Below are 25,318 nucleotides of genomic sequence, written 5' to 3'. Positions count from 1 at the left end.
AAAAAGTTGATATAAAAAAAAGCTCAAGAACAAGTCTTGAGCTTTTTTTTATGTCGTTACTAAATTTTATAATTCTACTAAATTATTATTGACAAAGAAAATGGAGTTAACAAAAAAGAGCTTTCCATGTTCCCAGAAACTTCTAAACATTACATTGTCAACTAAATAGATAATACTTCCACTACCCATACGCTGTTCACCAAAAACCAATGAGTTATCTAGTCGTTTTAGAGCGTCTTTTCCGGCATAACCAGATACATTTTTAGGATTTTGCCCAAGATATGCCACATTATAGCCACCATCTAATAAGCTATATGATGAACTTCCTAACTTTAAGGTAAAATAGTTATCATCATATCCAAAAGCCATTGGATGCGTATTATCTACATCGGTTTTAAAAATAGCTCCTGTGATTAGGTTTTTAGTATAATCACGTTCTCGATCGGCATATTTGATGCGTTTAGCATCTTCATTATCGGTTTCAGATGCATCTGCTGGTTTATTTCTTTTTAATCCAAAACCTTCCTTATCAGCAAAACTATTAAGGGCACCATCTATGGCAATGAGTTTTCCTCCAGAACGCACCCAAGTTTTGAGTTTGGTCATTAGATTGTCATTTAATAGACCACCATAATAACCATTAGGCATGATTAAGACGTTGTATTTAGACAAGTTAGTACCACTTAAATCATCGGTATTAATTGATGTGACAGGATACTTTAACTGTTGTTCAAAAAAGTGCCATAGTTCTCCATAACTTAAGGATGAAGTGTAATCTCCAGAGAGCATAGCAATTTTAGGAGGATTAACCAATTTGATATCTGGCGAACCAAAATCTGGTCCAGATTTAGAAAACCCAGAAGACACCGCTTTATAAACGCGATCATGGGATGATGCCACGTCTTTTACAATGGCATCAAAATTAGAAACCTTTTTGTTGTCGCCTCTTACAATAATTAGTGAACCTCTATTAAATGTTTCGCCTTGAGCGGTAAATGGTTTTTCTGTAAACCGAACTTTGATGCCTTTTTTTAATAAATCGGCTAAAAACTGAGCATCTTGTAAGCTATTCCATGTTAAAACGTAACCCGTTGGTGAAGGATCTACTATTGAAGCTGGTATGCGTATAGAACCAGTCTCTGTTTGTTGAACAGGAGTTTTACTTGCAATGGCATCTAAACCATAAGCGTAAGGAACACTCCATGCCGTAATATCATAAGTAAGAGAATCACTTAATTTAGTATTAGGTTCAAATAAGACCTTTACCATTTTTCCTTTAGGTTGGTTGGTGCTCACTATCAAATCCTTAGAAGATGTCGTCATTTGGCCTTGAGCTGCCGTCGAGTACTTGTAACCACTAACTTTACTGTTTAAACCATAGCCATATTTAATATCGTGTTTATCAAGTAATTTTGTTAGTTGGTTTATTTTATCTCTATGACCTTGTAGGACATAACTTTTATATTTGAGATTAGAATTATCAAAGAATTTAGCGAACTCCGTATTTAATTTTTTAGCATTTTTTGAAGAAATTTCTACTGTAGATAACCCTGTTACTGTATGATGTGTTAATCGATCTACTAAAGTTAAAACATCGCCTTCATCGTTTAAAATCCCGAGTCCTGCGCGTCCATGACCGCCTTGTTCGTAGGTCATACCAATGGCTCCCATATAGGTTGGGTAGGTGTCACCATAGCTAGGGTATAATAAATCGAAACGCTCTCTGGTAAAGTATAACCAACCTTCAGCATCGAAATATTTGGAGTGGTTTTTTCCTATTTGCGTTTGAAAATCTCGCTGCCAGTCACTTATAACTTCATGAAACGGCTCGGCTGCAGGGGCAAAATAATAAGGTTCGTTAATGCCTTGCTCATGAAAATCAACATGAATATGTGGCATCCATTTGTTATACGCTTTTAATCGAGATGCCGATTCAACTTGAGTTGCCCAAGCCCAATCTCTGTTAAGATCAAATAAATAATGATTTGGCCGTCCACTAGGCCAAGGTTCTTGATGTTCGCTAGCTTGTTGATCGATATCATAAGGTAGGCTTGCCGTTTCATTATACCAATTTACATAACGGTCTCTACCATCTGGATTAATGCAAGGATCTATGATAACAACTGTGTTTTTTAGATACTCTTTTTTCTCAGTGAGCAGTTTATATATGGTATTCATAGCGGCTTCCGTACTTGATGCTTCGTTACCGTGAACATTATAACTTAACCATACAATAGCGACATCGTTAGAACTAGGATTTCCTTCTAACAGACCTGCGTTTTTAAGGTTGTTTGTTCTTATGGTTTCAAGGTTTTTAAGATTCTCTTCGGAAGAAACAAAGGCTAACATTAAAGTTCGTCCTTCGTTGGTTTTACCGTATTTTTCGAGTTTAACTTGTAGTGGTTTTTGACTTTCAACATGTTTGAAATAATCTACTACCTGATGATGTCTTGAGAATTTTGTGCCTAAATCGTATCCTAAAAATTGAGAAGGAGATTGTAGGTTTTGAGCAGAAATTGTGACAGAACATAGAAATGTGACGAGAAAAGCTAATGATTTAATCATAGATTTTTAACTAATTTGATTGTGATAATGAGTAAAGATATGAAGTGCCATTGAATTAACTAAAATTTAGGACTTAAAAAAAGTTAAGAGCATTATCTTTACACGAGAATTGAACCATAACTATGCCAACAGACTGTATTCCGTTTAGAGAAACCCATTATTTTTCTTCGCTGATGTGCGATTATTTAGATGAAAAAGAAGATTTAAAACCATTTTACAATCGATTTCCATCGCTAGAGAATTTTAAAGCTCAAATCCAAGAAAAACAGCAGTCGTTTAACAGTAATACAAGAGCTATATTGGTTAAAGCATTAGAACGCCAATATAAATCAGTTGATATTTCCGAAGTAACACAGCGTAATATTAATGCACTCAAAGAAGACCACACATTTACAATAACTACTGGGCATCAACTCAATTTGTTTACGGGGCCGCTTTATTTCTTTTATAAAATTATTTCTACCATTAATTTATGTAAGCAGTTAAAAAAAGCATATCCAGAACAAAATTTTGTACCCATTTATTGGATGGCGACCGAAGATCATGACTTTGATGAAATCAATTATTTTAATTTTAGAGGACAGAAAGTACAATGGAATAGAGAGGCGTCTGGAGCTGTTGGAGAGTTACAACTTGATGGGTTGAATCACGTATTTGAAGTGTTTTCAAATCAGCTGAATTCAACAACCAGTGCTTTAGAATTGAAGCAATTATTTGAAAACGCATATATAGAACATCAAAATTTAACCGACGCCATGCGTTATTTGGTTAATACCTTATTTAAAGATTATGGATTGGTTATTATAGATGGCAACGATATTGATTTAAAACGATTGTTTATTCCGTATGCTGAGGATGAATTGATACATCAAACATCATTTAATAAAGTGTCCCATTCTAATGAACAGCTTCATGCTTTAGAGGGTAATTATAAAATTCAAGTTAACCCTAGAGCCATCAATTTGTTTTATATTAATGAGGGGATAAGAGAACGAATTGTAGAAACAGAAGGTAATTATCAGGTGCTCAATACAGATGTTTCTTGGAGTAAAAGTGAGCTACAAAACGTACTCTCAGAACACCCTGAACGCTTTAGTCCAAACGTGATAATGCGACCGTTATTCCAAGAGGTGATTTTACCAAACCTTTGCTATATTGGAGGCGGAGGGGAACTGGCGTATTGGTTAGAACTTAAGTCAAACTTTGAAGCGCAGAACGTCACATTTCCAATGTTATTGTTGCGTAATTCGGTATTACTCATTACCGATAAGCATAAAGAGAAACTTCAAAAATTAGATGTTTCGATTAAAGATTTGTTTTTGAATCAGTATGACTTAAAAACAAAAGTAACACAGAAAATATCGGAAATTGATATTGATTTTTCTTCTCAAAAAACACATTTAGAAGCGCAATTTGATGCTTTATATAAACTTGCTGAGCAAACCGATAAATCGTTTAAAGGAGCAGTTGCTGCTCAGGAGCGAAAACAAATTAAAGGTTTAGAGCATCTAGAAAAGCGATTGCTTAAAGCTCAAAAACGAAAATTAAGTAATTATTTAGAACGCGTTACAGAGCTTCAAGACGAATTATTTCCTTCTCAAAGTCTTCAAGAGCGAAATATGAATTTCTCTGAATTCTATTTGGATTATGGAGCAGCACTTATTCCTAAGTTAATAGAAGAATTAGAGCCTTTAAATGGGGAATTTTCTATTGTAACACTATAAAAGTAAACCTTCCAGCTATGGATTAGGAAGATTTACTTCTCTGACTAACAGGTGTTTAATGTTTTTTTTTTTAAGATTATAACGCTCCTAAAATCTAATCCCATTGTTTTTGTGTACTACTCAAACCTTGATACATTATTATGGCAGAATTTGTACCTCCTACATTATCAAGATCACTGTTGTCGCTAAAAGTGAAATTATAATTGGTTGGATCATCAATAACTCTAAAACCTAAATTTAAGTTGGTGTATATTCCTAGATAACCAGTGTTATTTGTTCTGATGTCATTCCCTTTTAATACAAAATAATGGTTGCCAGTCTGATGCACTTCTGGTAATACAGAACCTAAGTCGGAATATCCTGTAGTTGCGCTAGAGGTAGATGTTTTAACCTTTGTTGTATTTGGAATCGGGCCGTTAGCGGCATAGTATTTAAAGGCAAAAAGAAAACTGTTTGTTGGGATAGTGGCGCCATTGTCATTGGCAAATGATATGCCGTTGGCTGAACTTGATGCCGTACTAATATTGACGTCGTAATCATAGTGTTCATCTGTAGTACTCGTTTTTGTGATATCAGTTAAAGATGTGGCTAAAGTGTTGTATTCAGCTTCAGTAATTGTTATCCAGTCTCCAACTCCAGCAGTATTATAAGCCGCTTGCGAGTTAGAAAGGAAGAATGCAATATCATCAATGTTGTTTAGCATGACGTTTACAGAACTTGTGGCGGTGTTCATGCCGTTTGTTACAGATATAGTTGCATTTAAAGAGGCGTTGATTTCATAATCAAATTTTGTATTGTCATTGACCAAAACTTCTCCTGTTGTACTGTTAATGCTAAAAGCATCGATTGGTGTTTGAGATGCAATGCTAAAAGACAAAGTTCCTGCCATATCAGTGGTAATAATACCAATGAATGTTCCATTTTCCGGATGTTCGTTTATGGTGTTATTAATACTGGAAACAACTATAGGAGGAGTTGTTGGTCCATCATCGCTACTGCATGAGTTAGATAAGATAAACGTTGAAAAAAGAATGCATAAATAGACTGTTTTTTTTAAAATAGATTTCATAATATGCTGGTTTTGTGATTTAAAAGTGTGGGTCAACTTAATGACCTTGTAAACTTATAATCAAGATTTTAGATGCGCTAAAAATGGAGGTGGACAAATGGTAGACCAGTTGAAATATTAACACATATACATCAACTTTAAATGTTAAAAAAATATTCAAAAAATAGCATATCAGAAATCGTCAATCTAAAATCAATTATTACTTTTGCACATGCAACACAACAAAGTCCTAATTTTAGATTTCGGTTCGCAATATACTCAGCTAATTGCGCGTCGCGTCAGAGAGTTAAACATCTACTGCGAAATTCATCCATTTAATAAAATTCCATCAGATTCAGAAAGTTTTAAAGCTGTCATATTATCTGGTAGTCCAAATTCGGTAAGGGGAGAAGATGTCCTTCATCCAGATTTATCGCAAATTCGAGGAAAAAAACCGCTCTTAGCAGTTTGCTATGGCGCACAATATCTAGCTCATTTTTCGGGAGGTGAAGTGGCACCTTCTAATACGAGAGAGTATGGTAGAGCTAACTTAAATTTTGTGAAAGAAGATGAAGATTTTTTTACTGGTATTTCAAAAGGTAGTCAAGTTTGGATGAGCCATAGTGATACTATAAAGCACTTGCCTGCAAATGCAGTTTTGCTGGCTAGTACTCACGATGTAGAAAATGCCGCATTTAAGATAGACGGAGAAACAACTTATGCTATTCAATTTCATCCAGAAGTTTATCATTCTACAGATGGGAAGCAACTGCTCGAAAATTTCTTGGTTCATATTTCAAACGTAGAGCAAGATTGGACTCCAGATTCGTTTGTTGAAGAAACTGTAGCGGCTCTTAAAAACCAATTAGGCAACGATAAGGTTGTTTTAGGGTTGTCTGGAGGTGTAGATTCATCTGTAGCAGCAATTTTATTACATAAAGCTATTGGGGATAATTTGTACTGTATTTTCGTGAATAATGGATTGCTAAGAAAAAATGAGTTTGAAAGCGTACTTGAACAATATGAAGGAATGGGGCTTAATGTAAAAGGTGTTGATGCTTCGGCACGCTTTTTGGATGCCTTGGAAGATATAAGCGATCCTGAGCTAAAACGAAAAGCAATTGGTCGTGTGTTCATTGAGGTTTTTGATGATGAAGCTCATCTTATTAAAGATGTGAAATGGTTGGCACAAGGTACAATTTATCCAGATGTTATAGAAAGTGTTTCGGCTACTGGAGGTCCAAGCGCAACTATAAAAAGTCATCACAATGTAGGAGGATTGCCAGATTTTATGAAACTTAAAGTTGTAGAGCCATTAAAAGCACTATTTAAAGATGAAGTACGTCGTGTAGGCGCATCTATGGGAATGGATAAAAACATTTTAGGACGACATCCATTTCCTGGACCAGGACTAGCAATTCGTATTCTGGGTAGTCTAACTAGAGAAAATGTTCGTATATTACAAGAGGTAGATGCAGTGTTTATTGATAATTTAAAATCTTGGAATCTATACGATAAAGTATGGCAAGCAGGAGCGATTTTATTACCTGTAAATAGCGTAGGAGTAATGGGAGACGAGCGCACATATGAAAAGTGTGTTGCCTTAAGAGCTGTCGAGAGTACAGATGGTATGACCGCAGACTGGGTAAACCTTCCATATGAGTTTTTACAAAAGACCTCAAATGAAATTATAAATAAAGTAAAAGGTGTAAATAGAGTGGTTTATGATATAAGTTCAAAGCCACCAGCTACAATTGAATGGGAATAAATACGTTCAATATATAGATTAGGTAAATAGATTATAAATGAAAAAAATCATTCTAATAGTTCTTGTCATGTTATGCAGTATATCTGCTTTTGCACAAGATTATAAAACTCATAAAGTTAAGCAAGGAGAGACGATAGAAGATATTGCTAAGATATATTTAGTCACACCTTTCGATATTTATGCGCTTAACCCAGATGCTAAAAATAAACTAGACCTTAATACGGTTTTGATTATTCCAACATCAAGAGTTAAAAATGAACCTATACCAGAAACCGTAAGAGAAGTTATAGGTTTCAAAAAGCACAAAGTAAAGCGTAAACAGACTTTATATAGTATTTCGAAAGATTATAACGTTTCTATCGAAGACATAAAAAAGCATAATACGTACTTATATTCTGAAAACTTGCGTAAAGGTGACAGAATAAAAATCCCAAGATATAAAACTATTGTAAGCCAAGTATCTTTTAACAATACTGTAAAGAAATATAAAGTATTACCAAAGGAAGGTAAATGGCGCGTGGCTTATAAATTTGGCATTACAGTACCAGAACTTGAAGCGCTAAATCCAAATTTAGGAGACGTTTTACAACCAGGGCAAGAAGTTAATGTGCCTAATATTAGTGATAATGAAGAAAAAACTGTTGAAGAAAATTACAATTATTATACGGTTTTAAAGAGTGAAGGATACATGGCACTCAATAGAAAACTTGGGGTTACACAAGAACAGTTAGAAGCCTTGAATCCAGAATTAAAAGCGGGCGGGCTTAAATTAGGCATGGTATTGCGAGTTCCTCAAACGGCTAAGACAGAACTTGTTATAAAAGATGTAGAAAACACAAATTTATCAAACAGTCTAACTAATTTTAGTGGTAAAAAAATTGCTTTAATGATGCCTTATAGAACACATCGTATTGATGTAGATTCTGTTAAAGAGGCCAAAAAAGCCATACGAAAAGATGCCTTACTTAAAGTGTCTTTAGATTTCCATGCAGGAGCCTTAATGGCGATAGATTCTGCCAAACGTTTAGGGATATCAACATATCTTAAAGTGTTTGATACAAAAAATCAACCTTCGGAAATATCTAAAATATTAAATGATAATGATTTTTCTGAATATGATGCCGTTATAGGCCCTTTACTGTCTAAAAATCTAGATCGCGTAGCCACAGAGTTGAAGAAAGATAACGTTCCTGTATTATCGCCATTGACGATGCCAGAAAAGTTATATGACAATGTATTTCAAACCATTCCTTCAAACGATTTATTGGAAGAGACAATTATCAATTTTGTAAAGTCAGATTCATTGTCAAAGCATATTGTTATTATTTCAGATTCTAAACATAAGAGAATTAGTGATAAACTGAAACAAGAATTTCCGTTAGCAAAACAAATTTTTTCTAGAAAAAATAAGAAAGGCGAAGAGGCTTATTTCGTATATCAAACCGATTTAGAAAATGTATTTGTAAATGGAAGAAATATCGTGTTCTTAGAAACCGATAATGAAGGGTTTGCATCTAATGTTATTAGTATGATTAACGGTTTTATTTCTGATAATAAAGAAGTTGTCTTAATGACTACAGATAAAAATAGAGCATTTGAAGGACGTGAGATTTCTAATTACCACTTGTCTAATTTAAAATTTCATTACCCATCTCCTAACAAGACAACAGATATTTCTTCATCGAGAAATGCGTTTGTAAGAGCTTATAGACGACAATACAATGTTAGCCCTAATAGGTATGCTGTAAGAGGCTTTGATTTAACTTTAGATTTGTTATTACGTCTGGCTAGTGCAGATGACCTCTATCAAGCATCTTCTGGAGATATTGAAACTGAATACGTAGAGAATAAATTTAGATATTCTAAGAAACTATTTGGAGGCTATTACAACGAAGCTGTGTATATTGTGAAATATGATAATTTAACTATTGTAGAAGCCAAATTATGACATCAAAAGTGACCTATTTAGGTGGTTTAAGAACTGAAAGTACACACCTTAAATCAAACAATTCTTTTATAACAGATGCGCCAACAGACAATAATGGCAAAGGAGAAGCGTTTTCACCTACAGATACTGTTGCTACAGGATTAGCAAGTTGCATGATTACTGTTATGGGAATAAAAGCTAGAGATTTAAACGTTGATATGACAGGCACAACGGCTCATGTCACCAAAACAATGGCTAGTGATCCTAGACGTATTTCCAAAATTGAAGTTGTATTAGACTTCCCTTTCGAAGCTGATAAAAAAACAAGAACAATTTTAGAACGTACAGCAAATACTTGCCCTGTGCATTACAGTTTACACCCTGATATCGAAAAGGATATCACTTTTAACTGGAACTAATGTTATTAAGAATTTTAATTGTTGTATTGAGTGTACTCATTGTCCCCGAAAACAATGAGGTTAAGATTCCGTGGAGTGAATCAAAAAAACTAACCTGGGCTGATTTTAGAGGTCCTGTAGACACCAATACAGATGCCGTCGCAGTCACTGCTTCTGGAATTACATTCTCATTTTCTGTTAAGGAAAGTAATAAGAGATTGGTGAGTTTTAAAGCACAAGCCAATGCACATTTTTACCCAGAAAAATCATGGTATATAAAGGCCAAAGGTGATGATCATATTTTAGCACATGAACAGTTACACTTTGATATTACAGAATTGCATGTAAGGATATTACGCTATCAAATTTCAAGACTTAAAATGTCACAACAGATTAAAGAAGATCTTAGGCGTGTTCATGTTAAAGCTAATGAAGATCTCGCAAAAATGCAGAATGCTTATGATACTCAAAGTCAGAATTCAATCAATAAAGAACAGCAAGCCATTTGGTCGGAGTTTGTGAAATCTGAACTTAAAAAATTTGAAGACTTCAAGTCTCAGTAGGGTCATGCTTCAACCTGATAAAACCTTTCTTATAAAATTAGCGCATACCAGAATGCCATATGGTAAATACGAAGGTCGCTACCTTATCGATTTACCTGAGCATTATATTGTATGGTATCATAATAAAGGGTTTCCAAAAGGGAAACTAGGCGATATGCTTACTCAAGTATATGAGTTGAAATTAAATGGTCTTGAAGATTTAATTAGAGACATTCAGAAACGCTATCCTAAATAAAGTCTCACTTATAGGTTTTAGAAAGTTCCTGTAAAACGTGTATAGCTTTGCTAGCATCCTTAGAGTCTACAAAAATATGATCGTGATAGTAACCAGCAACGACATTACAACTGATATTATTTAGGGCTAATTCGTTAGAAAAAACTGCCGTTAAGCCCACAGCATCTAACGATGAGTGTATCATTAATGTGATCCATGAAGATACGTAATCATAATTAAGACCTAGTGCGTCTGCTTTGCTTTGTTCTAGAACAACAGTTGTGCCTTCAATTTCTTGAAATTCACAAATAGTATCGTCTCTTTTTATTCGGTCTAAATTCTTAACTGTACAAAACACATAATTGCCTTTATGCAGTTGAGGTGTCATACCCTTTATAAGTTGAACTAAATTGGTTTCTCCAGACATGTTTATTGCTTTTTAAGGTCTAATCTCATTTCTAACTGACTTAGGTGATGCTTAAGGCCAATGGTTTGTAAAAAGGTATTGGTAGACTTAGATTGCTCATCAACATTGATAATAGATAAGTCTGGACTAAATGTTTTTGAAATATGCAGTATAATTGATGATGCTATGTTTTGTCTTCGGAAACGTGCATTCACAGCTATTTGCTGTAGTCGTTTACTTTGTGCATTATAAATAACATAGCCTACAAGAGTTTTGTTAATGAAAGCTCCAAAAATATGATTGTTGCTTTTTAGTTTGTTCAAAACATGAGGTGCATTTTGCCACGTGGGAGTACTATCCCAAAACGATTCCATTAGTTCCCAATCATAGTATAATAATTCTCTAATTTCAACAGCATTTGACACTTTAGAAATAGTAACATTTCCTTTATAGCAATGCAACATTCTCTTCGTTTTAAAACCTACTTTCTCATAAGATTTTATAGCTTGAGTATTAGTTGAAATGACTTCTAAAACAATGGCATCTACATTTTTTTCTTTTAAAACAGGAATGATAAAATCGTACATTCTAGCCGTTAAACCATGTCCTCTTTTTTCGGGAATTACACCTGTTCCACCATTATATACCAACTTGGAAGTGCCTACGGTTTGGATGCCATGACATATAAATCCTACGAGCTTATCTTTATCAAATGCACCAACTGAAATATTTAAATCGGTATGATCTGCTAGCAGTTTATATTGTAACTGCTCTAATGTAAGCCGAAATGGTATAAAATAATCTGAAAAGGCCAGATTGAATGTGGCTAATAGCTGACTGGTTGATATATTTTTTAGAACATTTATGGTCATAAGAACAGGTCTATTTATTGTTTTAATTCTGCGATTTGTTGCTCAGCATAGTTCTTGTACTGTGTATCTCCCAAAGCAATGACCTTTTCATAGTAAACAATAGATTTTTTTGCATCTCCCTTTAATTTATAACAATGGGCAATATTAGATAAAACAATAGCGTCTTTCGAATTTATCTTTTCAGCTTTAAAGAGGGACTCAAGACCTTTATCATATGCTCCCGTTACCATATAAGTTAAAGCAACATTAGATAAACTCTCAACATGATTTGGATAATAATTTAAAATCTCTTCGGCAATGGTTCTCATGTTATTCAGTAATTTATCATCTCCAGTATTATACAATTGTACCTGGTAGGTTTGAATAGATGACAAGAGTAAAGATTTACCATCTTCTCTGTTTTCATCGTTAGTCCAAGTCCAACGATTATCATTTTGAGAAGAATGTTTTACGGTTTTAATAATTTCTGATGTAAATGCTGCCCAATTTTTGGTTTGCCCTAAAGCATATACTTTTCCAAATCTCATATCTAAACGGTCAGGAAATAAAGCAATGCCTTTATCAATGGCCTCCATTGCATTTTGAATATCTTTCGCATTATAAATGATCTGACCTCCTAAATAACCAGCTGTTTGATTAAGGCTGTCTTTTAGTGCCAAACCATCTCCATTGGGTTTATCGTTGGTTAATGCAATAACCTCTTGTTTAGATTTGAGAAAATAATAGTTAAAAAAACTCGTATAAAGTTCTGGGTCATTAGGGTTTGACGTTTTCCATTGTTTAAGAACTTTTAGTTGACTAACCGTATCATTGGTCTTACAATGTTCTAGAAATTCGTTGTAAAAATCTTGTGACCAAGCTAATTGTGATAGCCCAATGATGCTAAAAAAAAGTATGAGTTTTTTCATTTTATTTATTTAAATATATATTATTTATTGATTAAGTATGCCCATGTAGGCTTTCCAAACGCCAACGTTAGTTGCGTATTGTTTTGCCATAACACGGTTAATTTGTGCTAAATGAGCCAAATCATGAACAACCCAAGCTGATAACAATTGTTGTAAGGTAACGACTCCGAGTTCTGGATGAATACCAGTTTTATTGAGCTCGTCGACACCTAAATTAAGTGATTTTAACGTCATAAGATTTTGGTCTCTTAGTATTTTGAATGTGTTTAGTAATTCTGAAATTGGTCTATTTTGATCTTCACGTTGTTGTGCAAACCGATCGTAGGGTTCAAAGGTTTTAGTATTGGATGTGCTTAAAATAATTTTGGCACGTGCCATCCAGTCTGTTTTTTCTCCATGAATAAAATGACCAATAATGTCATAAGGACTCCAAGTATTTTCACCTTCATTGGATTTTATCCAAGGTTCTGGTAAACCATTAAGCAAAGAACTTACAGTTTCAGGAGTTCTTTCAAGGATATTAATAGCCTCATTTAAATTGAATGTTATCATAGTTACTTTATTGCATATTTAATCTAGTATAAAAAATTCATCGCAAACGTTTCTAAATTTAATATTACTAAAATTAGTTAAAGCCTGATTACATGGTGTATGTCCTAATTCATCTTAGTAAATTCCATAATCCAATTGGTTTCCCATTGGCTGTTTTTCTCATCAAAGTAGGCTTGTTTCCATAGTGCTGTATTTTCGGATGGTTTTGTCCAAGTAAACCGTAATTTGTAGGAACGACCTTCATAAGTTTCTTCACCATAAAATTCACCAATACCGTTTTTAAATTCGCCAACAACCTGTTCTTTTAAATAATTTTCGGGATGTGCAGTGTCTGCCCAATAGATCGTCCATGAGTTGGTTTTTGGGTTTACCATTCTAATGCTAAATCCGATAAAATCATCTCCAAAATGTGATGATTTCATTTCATCCATCAAACCTAATCCATTAAGAAATGGTTTGGTTTGCATTTCGGCTTGAAACTCAGTCCATTCATTACAATTATTAAGGCGTTCTTTTAATTTTTTATTTAGGACGGTCCACTTTCCAATAAGGAAGTTAAAGTCGTAAATATCTATGTTGGTTGCGTTCATTCTCGAGCGTATAGATTAGCGATGTTAGTTAATTGTCCATTTTTAAATATCAGTTTGGATTGGCTTAAAAATATGGTGTCTCCATCGTGGCGAAAGCCATCACTATCAGACGGATAATGACCTTTTAAAATACTATCAATTTGATGCCTCGATTGATCAGATTTAGATAAGATTTCATCAATGATACGAATGTCATATTCATGATTTTGAATATCCCATGTCTTTGAAGATACTTCATAATCGTAATCTAACTTTCGTAAATAGAAATAGCACAATAGTATTATAAAAGAAAGGCATGCAATCCAGAATAGTGACTTGTAAGTTTTCATAGTTGAAATTATAATTATTTTCCGAATGGGATGAGTTTTTCTATTTCAGGTTTAAATCCAATATTTTCTTCTAGTTGAGCGATTAATTGTCTGGCTAAGGTTAATGGATGATTTTGAAAATCGACATCGTAAATAGCGTCTTCAGATTTGTTCATTAATGTTCCTTCGGTGAATGAACTATCGTAAGGATCCGAAAACCAATTTTCAATGCCATCATCTCCAAATGAAATTTTTCCTTCACCTAGAAGTTTATCTACAATTACAGTGTCTCGCATTCCAGTCATTCCAATCTCAGGAGCTTGTATTTTCACCACATAACTGCAGGTCTTAAAAGGAATCGTCAAGGATGCTAAATAAACCATCCCAGTAGGTTCTTGAGGAATTTTGAATATAGTTTTTACAGCAGAATGTGTTTTTAGCTGCGTTGTATCTACTAAAACTAAGCCGCCATTGTGTTGAACTATTTGATTTCTATAGAAATCTCTAAGAGCATCTTTATTTTTTATCGTTGGCAAATCGGGTTCTAAGTCAAAGAAATGTAAAGACAGCGCAATACTTTGCTCTGGGTTAACCCATTGTTTAATAGTCTTATTGTCTTGTTGTTTTGTCCAATTAAGATTAGGAATTGTCAGTGAGTTGATATTAGCTTTTTTTTTGTTGAAGAAGTTTATCATTTCGTTTTATAATGTTGGCTATTCGTTCTTTTCTATAGCTACTAATTTAGTAAAAGAAAACAAAGAATCTAGCTTAATTGAGATGTCATTCTAATGAAGAATAACTTAAAGTAAATTTATTTATAATCTTTATGCCTATAATATTTTGGGCTTGAATCTATCCTTACATGCAGCCAATGAACTCCTAAACCAGCTGTACTTAGCCATTTTTTATCTTCTCCAAGAAATTGAGAAAAGGTCGTTCCTACTTTTTTCCAGAATGATAAAATCTGTGATTTAGGTGCATGGCGTAAGAATAATGCTAAATGTGCGTAGTGTTTTGCTTCTGAAATTTTCGTAGGTACAACCAGTTGCGCATCACCTCTAAGATTAGGAAAGCTAACAGCATCCTCGTGTGGCGTAAAGTACTTTTCGAAGCGAGAACTATTGGCAACCAAATACTTTAAATTAGAGCCTTCAACAAGAACAAATTCGAAATCAAAATCGAGTTCATTTTTATTGATTGGCTTCACTTCCCAAAAGAAGCCTTTAAAATCACAGGTTCTTAAAAGTTCTGTATAAAATGTACAGAACTCAACCGAGTTTTGAATGAGATCTATCCAATCACGATAACTAATGGTTTTACCATCATTATGAATTTGAAACTTTAGAGTCCCTTCGTTTAAAATGTCGGTTTGAAATGTCCACATCATGTTGTTAAGGTTTAGGTCATTTAGAAGGTATGCGGAATGAAGACCATAAAAGGAACGTTAGTTTTATTGAATCACTAATTTTTTAGTTGCCTTGCCTAAATTGGTTTTAATTTCAACATAATAAAGGCCTGAAGCAAGTTTTGATGTATCAATAATCAGGTTGTTAACTGTACGAATTAATTTCCCTAAACTATTATAGATATTTACGGTATTTAATGTAGTTGCGTCATTCAACTCAATTGTAACTTCTTCTTTAGCGGGGTTGGGAAACATACTAATTTGGGATTGAATCAAATCGTTCACAGACAGTAATGCGCTCAAATTGTAAATTCTGGTGTGCCCAGAATTATCTCCATTTCCGTCATTTCTTGATGCACCAATAGCAAGTGTACTAGCGTCTTCAGACAAACTTACACTCCAGCCAGAGTAATCTTCATTCGCTTCACCAAAAATATTAGTTCCTATTTGGGACCAAAAACCACCTACGTTTTTAAAAATTCGTGTACGTCCTTTGTCAGTAGACCCACTCATACTGCCTATTTCTCCAATAGCCAATATGTCTCCATTGGAAGATAAGCTCACGCTCCAGCCTGTTCGATAGTAAGCTATTTCTCCCATAATAGCACTACCAATTTGATGCCATATTCCAGATTCGTAATTAAAGACTCTAACACGTCCACGTTGAATAAAAGCATCGCTATAATCAGGTTCTCCAACAGCTACAGTATTACCATCAGATGAGATGGCAACGTCACTAATGTCTAACCCAGATACATTGTCGCCTATAATTTCGTTTCCTAGTTGTGTCCATTGACCTGCAATGTTCTCATAGATAAATACCGAATCGTAGTTGGCGATTACAATCCTATTGCCATCTGAAGATGCATTTACGCTAAGCCCAGAATGACCTGCAAAAACAGAACCTTCAATGTTATTTCCAAGTTGGCTCCAAGTGCCCGAATTATATTCAAATATTTGAATAATCCCGGACTCAGGTGGAGGAGGGGTTCCTAATCCTGGTATTCCAATGATCACTTTATTTCCATCGGCTGATAAGCTAACGCTATAACCAAAAGTACCTACGCCAGTATTATTTGTAATAATATTACCTTTCTGTGTCCAAAAACCGGTTACAGCATCGTAAGTATATAACCTCACAGCATTAGACCATCCACCTATTGCTAAAGTGTTACCATCTGCAGATAGACTTACATCATAAGCACCAATGCCTTCAAAATTAGCACCATTTTGATCTGTTCCATATAAACTCCAAACCCCATTATTGTTTTTAAATACACGGATATTTCCTTGTCCTCCAGCATTTCCAATACCTACGCAAGCAACAACGGTCCCATCAGAAGATATACTCGTTTTATTTCCAAAAAGGTTACCAGCGCTTAGACCATCTATGTCATCTCCAATTTGAACTTGCCCTTGAATAGATATGACAGTTCCTGTTAAAATCAATAATGCTAACCTTTTTTTTATTCTAAGCATCATAGACTATCTAATTTAGTTTTTTTTCCCAATCGTCATTTGATATAATCTCTGTGAGTTCTAATACTGTTGTTTTTCCGTTAGGGTAGTTCTTTTCCATTTTAACTAGTCCTAACCCTTGAGCATAGTAACTATATTGATAGTATTCATCGTCATAATTGGCGCCTGGGATTTTGGTTTTATAAACCCCTTTAAATTTGAGAACGGGATAGTCTTTTCCTAGGATGGTTAAGACCTCTTCTTTCAAAAAAGTTCTGCATTTAGAGAACGACACTTTTCCGTATGTTCCATCAATATACTCTGATGAGTAGCAGTAGGTTTGATCTTTTTTCCATTTAAAAACATCTACTTCTTTTAGATTGTTTTTGATAACTTCTATTTCTCCAATTTTATTCCAGTGGTAACTAATAAACTTTAAAACTTTTGATCCATCAGAGTTGAACTCTTCTACAAAGAATTCATATTTTTTAAGATCGTTTGAATAGGCTTCTGTTATCAAAGTGTTTTTCTTGGTGTTTGATGTTAATTTCCAATATTCTGTTTTCGAAGTATCAGACTTACATTCATATTTAAAAATGATACTTGTGCTTAAATCCGATAGCTGAAAATAATACGCCTTCGTGGAGTCGTTTTTTAGAAAAAATAGTGCAGTAAGAATTAAAAATGATTTGAAAAATTTCATAATAATTGACTATGTTCTTGTTTGGATTTAAGTTAGTAAATATATATGAAACTATAGAATAATCTGAAAGATTTTAACTTAGTTGATTTATGTTTGCTATGGCGCATTCTCTTCTATGGTTTTTTGAACACACTTCAAAATACTAATGAACTTTTCGAATTGTTTCATGTCTTTAATTCCATGGGCAGGAGTTAAGATAATTTTATTCGTTGGTTTAGCCATGGTTCCAATGTAGAGTTTTTCATTAGCTATATTTTTGATGAAAATTTCATCTGAAACGATATTTTTTATGATGTCTTTATCACCACCAAATAAAAATTGATTTCTAACAGATTTTGGTATCAAAACTACTCGACTTGGTATAAGAAAATCTAAGAATCGGTGCCATAAAGATTTTGGAAAAGCACTAAATTTAATAGTGTAAGTTTTATTTAAATGAAGTGTAATTCTGAAAGGTTCAGTACCATAAGTTGCTCCTTTAACAGCGTTTAGGTTGATACTAATTTTTGTTCCGTCTATTTCTATAATGCCTTTTTTTTGCTGGAAAGAATGTTTACCAACAGGGCTATTAAAACTCTTCTCAGATTCTGCAGAATATTTACCGTAATATTTTTCGGTTATGTCCTGTATAATACTCATTGGTTCAAAGGGTTTTCTAAATAGCTATATTTTTTTAGGCGGTGAAATTTCGTCAATAAAAATTAGTCCATCAAAATTTTCAGACAAAATCATTTGATTAGAACCATTTAAGTCAATGAATGTATCATTTATGATGATATCATTAAATAACCAATTTGTGTTTTTATTGGCTTTTTTTGGAATGTTCAAAAAACCAACTCTAGAGCTTAGTCGATGTATGACATGTTTAATATCTAGACCAATATCTGATACTGGTTTTAGTTGCTCTTCTTGTCCACGGTTATTAAAAAAACTTCCTTTACCAGCAAACACCCCTATAGCATACATTTTAGAACCATATTTTTTTTTGAGAAATTCTCCCATAACTTCTTCCTTGCCATTATGTTTCGAAATATGAAAATTATGAGCAATCACTATTACTTTTTGATTTTTGTAAATAGTTTTTAAAAGCCAATCCATATTAGAATACATCATAGAGTCTCGTGCTTGCCATCTTTTACTCCAATCTTTGTCTTTCACAAAAACCAAAAAGTATTCTAGATATTTTATACGGTTTTTAATAGTTCTTATGACTAAATGAGATGTGTGATCTAAATATTGATTGTCTAACAGTTCAATAGATGAAAGTTGTTGTTTATAATCTTTTATGAGTGTATTGGTAGAATTGTTTAAAGAATCAAATATTGATTTTCTATTGGTTAGTTTCTTTTTTTCTTCGGAAAAACGAGCTTCTAAGCGTGACAATTGATTGGCATCAAGACCTAATCTTTTTAATTCCGTTTTCATGAGGTTCTCAAACGAATTGCCAGTACGCTGAACATCGAAACCACTTATTGAAATGTCGTTTGCTTTTATATACTCCATAAGATCCACAAACTCTGATGTTCGCCATCCACTAAAAAAACCATAGGTCATTTCAGTAGGGTTTAAGGTCTCTTTTTGCAAATTGATTGAAATGAGTTCTCCTAGTCCAGATTCAAAAAGGATGACATTAAAATCCAATTTTTCGTGTAATGCTTTTATTAAATCATTCCTTGATTCAAATATTTCTTTCGAGCCATGATTTGGTTCTCCTAGAAGCACTATTCGTTTGTTTTTAACTTGTTTAAGAACAGGATTCCAGTTGCCATTTTTATAGCTGGTATTAACATTAATAGATTTAATGTTTTTGTTTATGTAGGTCGAATCTGGAACTTGTAGTGGTTGTGCACTAACTAATAACGTACATAAGATGAGTATAATTGAGAAAACGCGGTTATTGATCATTTCTATTCAGTTTACTAAATAATGATACGTATTTAATTGAAATGTTACAATTTTTTTCAAACTACCGCGTAATAATCTACTCCTCTTAATAGTTGTTAATCTTGCTTAGAACTATGTTTGTAAAGAACTATATTTGAAGAAAATTTATTCGAACGGATGAAAGTTAAGTTGACTAGTAAAATAATTAGTGAAATTGGAGTCAAAGAGAAATATTTGCGAAAAAACCACTATAATAGTCTTAAAGTGTGGTGGGCAAGACGACCTACAACTGCCATGCGTTCTCTCCTGATTCTGGAAATGTTCAAACGTAAAAATAAGGGCCCTCAAGTGGATCTTAGCTTGATTTCAGATACTAATCCGGCGCCGAAGTATTTCAAGAAATTTTCCGAAGATTTTAAAACCTCAGATTTAAAAGTGCTTGATGTTTTTGCAGGTGGAGGTTCGATACCTTTTGAAAGTTCTAGGTTAGGTTTTCAAACGTTTTCTGCTGAATTAAATCCTGTTGCTTCATTATTACAAGACACAATATTTAATGCCATCGAGGTACCCGATTATTCTGAAAAATTGAGAAATTCTGGGACAATTATTATTGAAAACTTAAATAAAAAGTATGCTAAGTATTTTGATCTAAATGGAGATGTCCCATATGTGATATATTGTTCGAAAATCTCAAAATGTGTTAATTGTAATTCTGAAATTGATTTAAAACGTCTGAAGTATTTAAGCAAGAAAAAGAAGAAAACAATTTATTTTGACCATAATGAAACTATAGTTGAGGATACACAGGACACCACTACAAATAGTAAAATAAAAGGATTTGAATGTCCAAAATGCGGAGTAGTTAACAGCTTTAAGGATATTAAAGATTACTGTGTAAACAATACATTAGGTTATAGGCCTTTTGCCATATGCTATCATAATGAAAAAGAAAAAAAAGCATATAGGAAAATTGATAGTAGAGATGGTGAGGATCTAAACAAATATAAAGCGTCTATTGCATTAGAATTAGATAGACTAGAGCAATTACTTCCAAAAAATATAGTTACAAAAAAGGGAGGCGTAATAAACCCAACATTATATGATTTAAAAATACCGTCAGATTTTTTTACCGATAGACAGCTTGTTATTTTGTTAGGTTTAATTGATGAAATCATAAATGAATACAATCGACTACTCAAAGTGTACGATTTAAAAACAGCTAAACAAATAGTATTAGGCCTTACTTCGCTTGTTGAATTTCTTGTAGATTGGAATAGCAAAGGAACAATGTGGATAGCTCAAAATGAGCAAACGGGGAGGAGTTTGGCTGGACCAGGAGTAGGAATGAAATGGGATTTTATTGAAGTGAATCCATTTTATAAATCGGGTTCAAATCTTAGATCTAAGTTAGATAGAGTTTGTAATACGTTTATGGCAATAGATTTAAAGCATAAAGTTGAGATTATCAAAGGATCATCAACAGCATTGCCTTTTAAAGACGAGTATATTGATATTGTACTTACAGATCCACCTTATTTTGATTCTATAGACTATACAGGACTTAGTGAATTCTTTAGACCTTGGTTTGAAGTTATTATAAAACATACATTTTCAGAGTCTGCAAATTTAGAGAACGACCATAACTCTGAAGCTATTGTTGATCTCGCAAATGGAGGAAAAAATGGTAAAGATCAGAATCATTATCAAAGTTTAATGACAGGCGTTCTAAAAGAAGTCAATAGAGTACTGAAATCTAATGGAAAGGCACTTATGCTTTATTCGCATAAAACCTTTGAAGGTTGGAAGGTTATTGGTGAAGCCATTAGAGATGCAAATTTATTTATTGATGAATGCTTACCACTGGAAATGGAGCGTATTGCCAGACCTAGGGCAATGTCTTATGAAGCCCTAAATGGTGTTATTGTTTTTAAAATGAAAAAAGACAAAACACATATTAAAAGCGTATCAGATGACATCTCAGCTCTCGATATCGAAGTACAAAAAGGAGAGATATTGGAGAGTCATAAAGTCATTTATTTGGCGGCTTTGGCTTGCAAGGATATGATTCTCAATGCAAAGTGTTTCGATGATGCCTATAGAGACGTAATTAGGGATTATTCTAAAATTTCAATACACAGAAATAGTGGTATTTATGACGATATTACAAGAACATATCTGTCTAAATATTTGAATGAGAATGAGGTCGATACAAATTTGTTGATTGCTAACGGGCTCTATACAGAGAAACGTAACCAAATCATTCAATTAAATGAGATTGACACGCAATTATTACCCGAAAACACGCAACTTTATAAAGCTATAGCTTTATTTGAAGAATTTAAAAGAAATAGTAAGACAAAAGCTCAAATTGATGAGAATGATAGAGCGGTTATGATTGAGATATTTTCGACTTTGAGTGGTTTAAACCTCAATACAGTCTCAAAACGAAGTAGTAATGAAATCGTTAAAGTTTCACGACTTATTCTGTCAAAGATTTAATGTGGTCTATAGTCTTTAATATTGGCTAACTGTTTTAGCATTTGGCCAAATTCATTTTCATAAGTTACCTCAAATGTAAATGCTCTTAACTGCTCAAGTTTCATGGCATTAATATGACTTTCTATGGCTGCTTTTACTTCTATTGCTTTTGCTTCAATTCGTTGAATTGAATGCTGAACTTTTTCCTTTATGACTAAAGCTGAAAGCTCAAGGAAATTATCGAGCACTTCTTTTATTGGACTCAGAAATAGTGAATTATTAAGACCATTAATATAAGCTGCTTTGTGCCGAGAACTCTCTGGAAAAACATCTTCATAATTATGTAATAGGTCAATGATAGTTTGATGATTAAAGCTGTCAGAGATGAGTAAGAAAGATAAATGTTCATAGAACAAAAACAGAATAGGTAAATGGTGGTCAGAAAAATATTGGTAGGCTTCACTATTGTTCTTCCAATCCAATAGTGATGGAAAGGTTACCAATCCTGCGCGACACTCATTATCTTCATATTGATCTAACCATTTGATGTAAGACGCTTGTTTTATGACATCCTTGACATTAGGGGCTTTTTGACTTCTGCCAAGCCGAAAACTCTTGGCGTCGCAAACGATGATGTTATTGTCAATTTTTACAGTTACATCTTCTTTGTTAGACTTTTGTTTTTGTAATGCAGTATCACTAAAACCAATTCTTTGGGCCCATTCGCATACAAGGGATTCCACCAGCTTTGAATATAGTGTTTCTTGAGAGGAATCATGCCCATAAAATTCTGGAATATAGCCTGAATGCACTAATAAAAAAGCCAACTCATTATTAGATAGGGTTTTTAGTGTTTCTGTAAATGCGATTTCAACGGCTTCTGTATCTGGAGCTGTACTCCAATCTGTAACATTAGTTTCGATAAATGTTTCAATGAAGTCGTAACTTTTTTTTCGTTGATTTACATCTAACTTCAAACCAAATATGTCCTGTATTTTATCTTCCATTAATTTTTTTAAGCCCTATTTTGATGTTTAAGTTTTGGATATAAGCGAAAGATAATGAATTGAAATGAATTCTATTCAGAGGGGTTTAGAGTAGTTAAATGCTTGTTTTGATGACATTTATAAATAGACACGATGGGTAGCTATAGAAACAATTAAACAGATAATTATGAAACTAGAACCAACGGTTGAAACCGTTAAAAAAGAATTAAGTTATTCTGGACATTCGGAACAATGTGGGCATTTTGTAGGCCATCCTAGCGAACCATGCGAAAGATGCGGATTTTCTTATTACAGTCATACAGGATGATAATTTGAGTGCCATATCTTGTAAAGATTAAACGTAATTTTACGGTAGTCAGAATAAAAAGTAAACGCTTGCAAACCTTTAGTTCAAAAAAACGGGAAGTGTTTATAGTGGTTTTAATAAGGACGAAATTGAGTTAATATCTTTCGGCAAAATAGTCTTCATGTGTTTCAAAAGTATATGTTGTTATTTTGCCTGTTATGGCGTTCATTTTAAAATGGTAGTCTATTTCAGGAAAACAACTAGGTCCTGCAATACTACCTTTTCGAACCACGGTGTTGGTCGACCAAAAAAGTGATTCCGTTTTCTTGTCGAACCACAATTCTATAGTTAGGTTTTTTGAGGGTATTTTTCTACGAATTAACTCTGAATGTACAGAGTCTATAGGTATTATTATATCTACAAATTCTGCTCTTGGAAATTCAATGTCTTTAATGGTTTTTCCGTTGTTGTCGATCATTACATTTAATCCAATTTTTTCAATTCCAATTTCAGGGTTTTTAAGCTGATAAACTACAGAGTATATTGGGAAAGCCGAAATGGTATCACAATCACTCCTTTTGTCTTCTTCACCTAGAAGTGACGAAATGTTGTCCTTGGTTTTAATCGTTTCAATGTCTGTAAGCCTATTAGATAGCACATTAGCATGATCAAATTCTAGCTTTTGAAAATTATCATTACCTAATCTGTTTTTAAGATAAGAGATAACATTGTTTTTTACATCGATTGGAATGTCATCCAAATTTTGGATGTCAGCAGAATAACAACTATTTATATGTTTGTAGCTTTCAGGTTTTGAGACGAATTGAGGGTAGTTTTTACGAGCATATTTATTGCATGAAGCCAATAACAACATCAAAAATAATAATCCAATATTTTTTATTGTATTCAGGTTCATCTGCAATGTGGTTTGTAGTTTTTTATGGCGTTAATTACTTCTGCTGTCTTATAAATTAATTCAATCTCTCCATCAATTCTCATGATCTTGCAATTAAGTTGTTTGATCCAATTGTTATGAATTTTTAGAGATCTACCTTCAAAATTAGGGTTTTCATATTGATTGGCCCATTCTAAAAATGCCTCTGAATTCTGTTTAATGCTTTTATTCGTTATCAGTCGTTTTCCATAGCGTTCAGCTTCCCTATTTTTAAGCCGTTCCATTCTTTTTTCATTATCTAATGTTATAAAAACAACTATGTCGAATGCCGTTTGCCATTCTATTCCCCAGCGCACCATTGAGCCACTCACAACAACGTTCTCGAATGTTTTAAAATCGGCTTTCAGATTTTGATTTCGTTCGTCTAGCGGTATTTTTTCTTGAAATGGTGGTTCGGTATTTTTCCAATAATAGTGGTCAACATCTAAATGTTTAAACGCTATTTGTCTTTCAATTTCGTTTCCTAAAGTTGTGGTTCCAGAACCAGAAGCTCCAAATATCAAAACCTTCATTTTAAAAGCCTGTTTTATTGGTATTCATATTCAAAAGACATTTTTTTATCGGTCTCTAGACTTTCTATTACAAGACTATCAATGAGCTGATTCTTATTAAGGAAATAGGTCAGTTTGTTTTTTTCTTTCATAATTTCACCGCAACAAAAAATCATTTTTCCTCTATAATTAATAAAGGCTTCGAGTTCCATTTTGTGTTCAACGACCCAATTCTAAAATTTTGCTTCTTTAGATTGAGCTTTAACGATAGAAATGGTTAAAAAGAATAAAACTAGAACTAAAGTATAGCGTTTTTTGTTCATAAATTTAGGTTATGGTATACAAGGCTATATAATTAATTTTATTCGTTTATAGAGGCGACACATCAATTCCATTTATCACTTTTTTTAATGATTTTTTTTAAAACGTTTATGTCTATATCTTCTAGTTTTTTGATATAAAGACAACCTCGTCCTGTTTTGTGTTTGCCCAACTGATTTAGGAGCGCTTCTTCCTCATTAATGTCATACATCACATAAATAGTGAGATTCGCTTTTCCAGGTGAAAAACCAACATTAAACCATTCGAATTCGTCACCATTTTTTCTTTTGTAAGCGTATTTGCCATAACCCACAATGCGAGCTCCCCAAATTTTAGGTTCTTTCTTTGTTATGTTTCTTATAAGATCAACCAATAGCTTACTATCTGCCTTTCTAGTGGCGTTGTCTATGTTATCTATAAATGCATCAACATTTTTGTTGGTTTCCGAATTGACTAACTTTTTCATCTGTATAGAATAAATGTACTT

The 25,318-nt window shown here is 33.4% G+C and carries 26 protein-coding genes; 8 read left to right on the top strand and 18 right to left on the bottom strand.

Translation table 11 applies throughout. From position 1 onward, the window contains the following. Positions 1–66: 66 nt before the first annotated feature. Positions 67–2,565, bottom strand: coding sequence for a M14 family metallopeptidase (locus tag Q0893_RS15275; protein WP_299277242.1), 2,499 nt, complete (start codon positions 2,563–2,565; stop codon positions 67–69). 122 nt (positions 2,566–2,687) lie between these two features. Between Q0893_RS15275 and bshC the strand changes: the two genes are divergently transcribed. Further along, positions 2,688–4,289, top strand: a complete 1,602-nt coding sequence (bshC, locus tag Q0893_RS15270) for a bacillithiol biosynthesis cysteine-adding enzyme BshC (protein WP_299277239.1) — start codon at positions 2,688–2,690, stop codon at positions 4,287–4,289. Positions 4,290–4,383: 94 nt separating this feature from the next. Here the strand turns inward: bshC and Q0893_RS15265 are convergent, their stop codons facing one another. After that, the gene (locus Q0893_RS15265) at positions 4,384–5,358 is read right to left on the bottom strand and encodes a cadherin repeat domain-containing protein (protein ID WP_299277237.1); all 975 of its coding nucleotides are present in this window, start codon (positions 5,356–5,358) and stop codon (positions 4,384–4,386) included. 211 nt (positions 5,359–5,569) lie between these two features. Between Q0893_RS15265 and guaA the strand changes: the two genes are divergently transcribed. Genes guaA through Q0893_RS15240 form a run of 5 tightly spaced genes read left to right on the top strand, consistent with a single transcriptional unit; the run spans position 5,570 to position 10,228 of the window. Further along, a complete protein-coding gene (gene guaA / locus Q0893_RS15260; RefSeq protein WP_298903566.1) occupies positions 5,570–7,105 on the top strand; it encodes a glutamine-hydrolyzing GMP synthase in 1,536 nt (511 codons plus the stop codon). A gap of 37 nt (positions 7,106–7,142) precedes the next feature. Next, positions 7,143–9,053 (top strand): LysM peptidoglycan-binding domain-containing protein, encoded by a 1,911-nt coding sequence (locus tag Q0893_RS15255; RefSeq protein ID WP_299277234.1) that lies wholly within the window; start codon positions 7,143–7,145, stop codon positions 9,051–9,053. Then, positions 9,050–9,451, top strand: a complete 402-nt coding sequence (locus Q0893_RS15250; RefSeq protein WP_298903564.1) for an OsmC family protein — start codon at positions 9,050–9,052, stop codon at positions 9,449–9,451. Before Q0893_RS15255 ends, Q0893_RS15250 begins: the two co-directional genes overlap by 4 nt. Continuing rightward, positions 9,451–9,993: a DUF922 domain-containing protein gene (locus Q0893_RS15245; RefSeq protein ID WP_298903563.1), complete on the top strand. Its 543-nt coding sequence runs from the start codon at positions 9,451–9,453 to the stop codon at positions 9,991–9,993. The genes Q0893_RS15250 and Q0893_RS15245 overlap by 1 nt, the downstream gene beginning before the upstream one ends. 4 nt (positions 9,994–9,997) lie before the next feature. Beyond that, a complete protein-coding gene (locus Q0893_RS15240) occupies positions 9,998–10,228 on the top strand; it encodes a DUF3820 family protein (RefSeq protein WP_298903792.1) in 231 nt (76 codons plus the stop codon). Positions 10,229–10,232: 4 nt separating this feature from the next. Here Q0893_RS15240 and Q0893_RS15235 read toward each other — a convergent pair whose 3' ends face one another. The 12 genes from Q0893_RS15235 to Q0893_RS15180 all read right to left on the bottom strand — a co-directional run bounded on the left by Q0893_RS15235 (position 10,233) and on the right by Q0893_RS15180 (position 19,314). Continuing rightward, on the bottom strand, positions 10,233–10,634 hold the full coding sequence (locus Q0893_RS15235; RefSeq protein WP_298903562.1) for an ACT domain-containing protein: 402 nt from the start codon (positions 10,632–10,634) through the stop codon (positions 10,233–10,235). Positions 10,635–10,636: 2 nt separating this feature from the next. Further along, complete coding sequence (locus Q0893_RS15230; protein ID WP_298903561.1) at positions 10,637–11,485, bottom strand: GNAT family N-acetyltransferase; 849 nt, start codon at positions 11,483–11,485, stop codon at positions 10,637–10,639. A 14-nt stretch (positions 11,486–11,499) separates the two neighbouring features. After that, the gene (locus tag Q0893_RS15225) at positions 11,500–12,393 is read right to left on the bottom strand and encodes a tetratricopeptide repeat protein (protein ID WP_299277228.1); all 894 of its coding nucleotides are present in this window, start codon (positions 12,391–12,393) and stop codon (positions 11,500–11,502) included. A gap of 24 nt (positions 12,394–12,417) precedes the next feature. Beyond that, entirely contained in the window at positions 12,418–12,945 is a 528-nt protein-coding gene (locus Q0893_RS15220) for a DinB family protein (RefSeq protein ID WP_299277225.1), read from the bottom strand. Positions 12,946–13,049: 104 nt separating this feature from the next. Beyond that, positions 13,050–13,535 (bottom strand): hypothetical protein, encoded by a 486-nt coding sequence (locus tag Q0893_RS15215; RefSeq protein WP_298903558.1) that lies wholly within the window; start codon positions 13,533–13,535, stop codon positions 13,050–13,052. Then, positions 13,532–13,864, bottom strand: a complete 333-nt coding sequence (locus Q0893_RS15210; RefSeq protein ID WP_299277222.1) for a hypothetical protein — start codon at positions 13,862–13,864, stop codon at positions 13,532–13,534. The genes Q0893_RS15215 and Q0893_RS15210 overlap by 4 nt, the downstream gene beginning before the upstream one ends. Before the next feature lie 14 nt (positions 13,865–13,878). Then, positions 13,879–14,538 carry a hypothetical protein gene (locus Q0893_RS15205; RefSeq protein WP_299277219.1) on the bottom strand — a complete coding sequence of 220 codons (660 nt, stop codon included), beginning with the start codon at positions 14,536–14,538 and terminating at the stop codon, positions 13,879–13,881. 116 nt (positions 14,539–14,654) lie between these two features. Continuing rightward, positions 14,655–15,230, bottom strand: coding sequence for a hypothetical protein (locus Q0893_RS15200; RefSeq protein WP_299277216.1), 576 nt, complete (start codon positions 15,228–15,230; stop codon positions 14,655–14,657). A gap of 63 nt (positions 15,231–15,293) precedes the next feature. Further along, complete coding sequence (locus Q0893_RS15195; protein ID WP_299277213.1) at positions 15,294–16,730, bottom strand: T9SS type A sorting domain-containing protein; 1,437 nt, start codon at positions 16,728–16,730, stop codon at positions 15,294–15,296. 7 nt (positions 16,731–16,737) lie between these two features. After that, a complete protein-coding gene (locus Q0893_RS15190) occupies positions 16,738–17,409 on the bottom strand; it encodes a hypothetical protein (protein WP_299277210.1) in 672 nt (223 codons plus the stop codon). Positions 17,410–17,505: 96 nt separating this feature from the next. Further along, the gene (locus Q0893_RS15185) at positions 17,506–18,048 is read right to left on the bottom strand and encodes a hypothetical protein (RefSeq protein ID WP_298903552.1); all 543 of its coding nucleotides are present in this window, start codon (positions 18,046–18,048) and stop codon (positions 17,506–17,508) included. Between the two features lie 24 nt (positions 18,049–18,072). Beyond that, complete coding sequence (locus Q0893_RS15180; RefSeq protein WP_299277206.1) at positions 18,073–19,314, bottom strand: erythromycin esterase family protein; 1,242 nt, start codon at positions 19,312–19,314, stop codon at positions 18,073–18,075. Positions 19,315–19,470: 156 nt separating this feature from the next. Between Q0893_RS15180 and Q0893_RS15175 the strand changes: the two genes are divergently transcribed. Next, on the top strand, positions 19,471–21,792 hold the full coding sequence (locus tag Q0893_RS15175) for a DNA methyltransferase (protein ID WP_299277204.1): 2,322 nt from the start codon (positions 19,471–19,473) through the stop codon (positions 21,790–21,792). On the opposite strand, the gene Q0893_RS15170 is transcribed toward Q0893_RS15175, so the two are convergent. Further along, a complete protein-coding gene (locus Q0893_RS15170; RefSeq protein WP_299277201.1) occupies positions 21,789–22,778 on the bottom strand; it encodes a HindIII family type II restriction endonuclease in 990 nt (329 codons plus the stop codon). The two genes, Q0893_RS15175 and Q0893_RS15170, sit on opposite strands and share 4 nt — an antisense overlap. Positions 22,779–22,944: 166 nt before the next feature. Here Q0893_RS15170 and Q0893_RS15165 point away from each other — a divergent pair, with 166 nt between their 5' ends. Further along, positions 22,945–23,085, top strand: a complete 141-nt coding sequence (locus Q0893_RS15165) for a hypothetical protein (RefSeq protein ID WP_299277198.1) — start codon at positions 22,945–22,947, stop codon at positions 23,083–23,085. A gap of 133 nt (positions 23,086–23,218) precedes the next feature. Here Q0893_RS15165 and Q0893_RS15160 read toward each other — a convergent pair whose 3' ends face one another. From Q0893_RS15160 to Q0893_RS15150, 3 genes are all read right to left on the bottom strand, one after another. Continuing rightward, complete coding sequence (locus tag Q0893_RS15160) at positions 23,219–23,980, bottom strand: hypothetical protein (RefSeq protein ID WP_299277195.1); 762 nt, start codon at positions 23,978–23,980, stop codon at positions 23,219–23,221. Continuing rightward, positions 23,977–24,531 carry an AAA family ATPase gene (locus tag Q0893_RS15155; protein ID WP_299277192.1) on the bottom strand — a complete coding sequence of 185 codons (555 nt, stop codon included), beginning with the start codon at positions 24,529–24,531 and terminating at the stop codon, positions 23,977–23,979. Before Q0893_RS15155 ends, Q0893_RS15160 begins: the two co-directional genes overlap by 4 nt. A gap of 364 nt (positions 24,532–24,895) precedes the next feature. Beyond that, a complete protein-coding gene (locus Q0893_RS15150) occupies positions 24,896–25,297 on the bottom strand; it encodes a DUF1801 domain-containing protein (RefSeq protein WP_298903545.1) in 402 nt (133 codons plus the stop codon). Between the last annotated feature and the right edge of the window lie 21 nt (positions 25,298–25,318).

The sequence above is a fragment of the uncultured Psychroserpens sp. genome (genome assembly GCF_947494225.1).
Lineage (GTDB): Bacteria > Bacteroidota > Bacteroidia > Flavobacteriales > Flavobacteriaceae > Psychroserpens.
The sequence above is the reverse complement of the archived record's forward strand: the minus strand, read 5'-3'. Positions and strand labels throughout refer to the sequence as shown.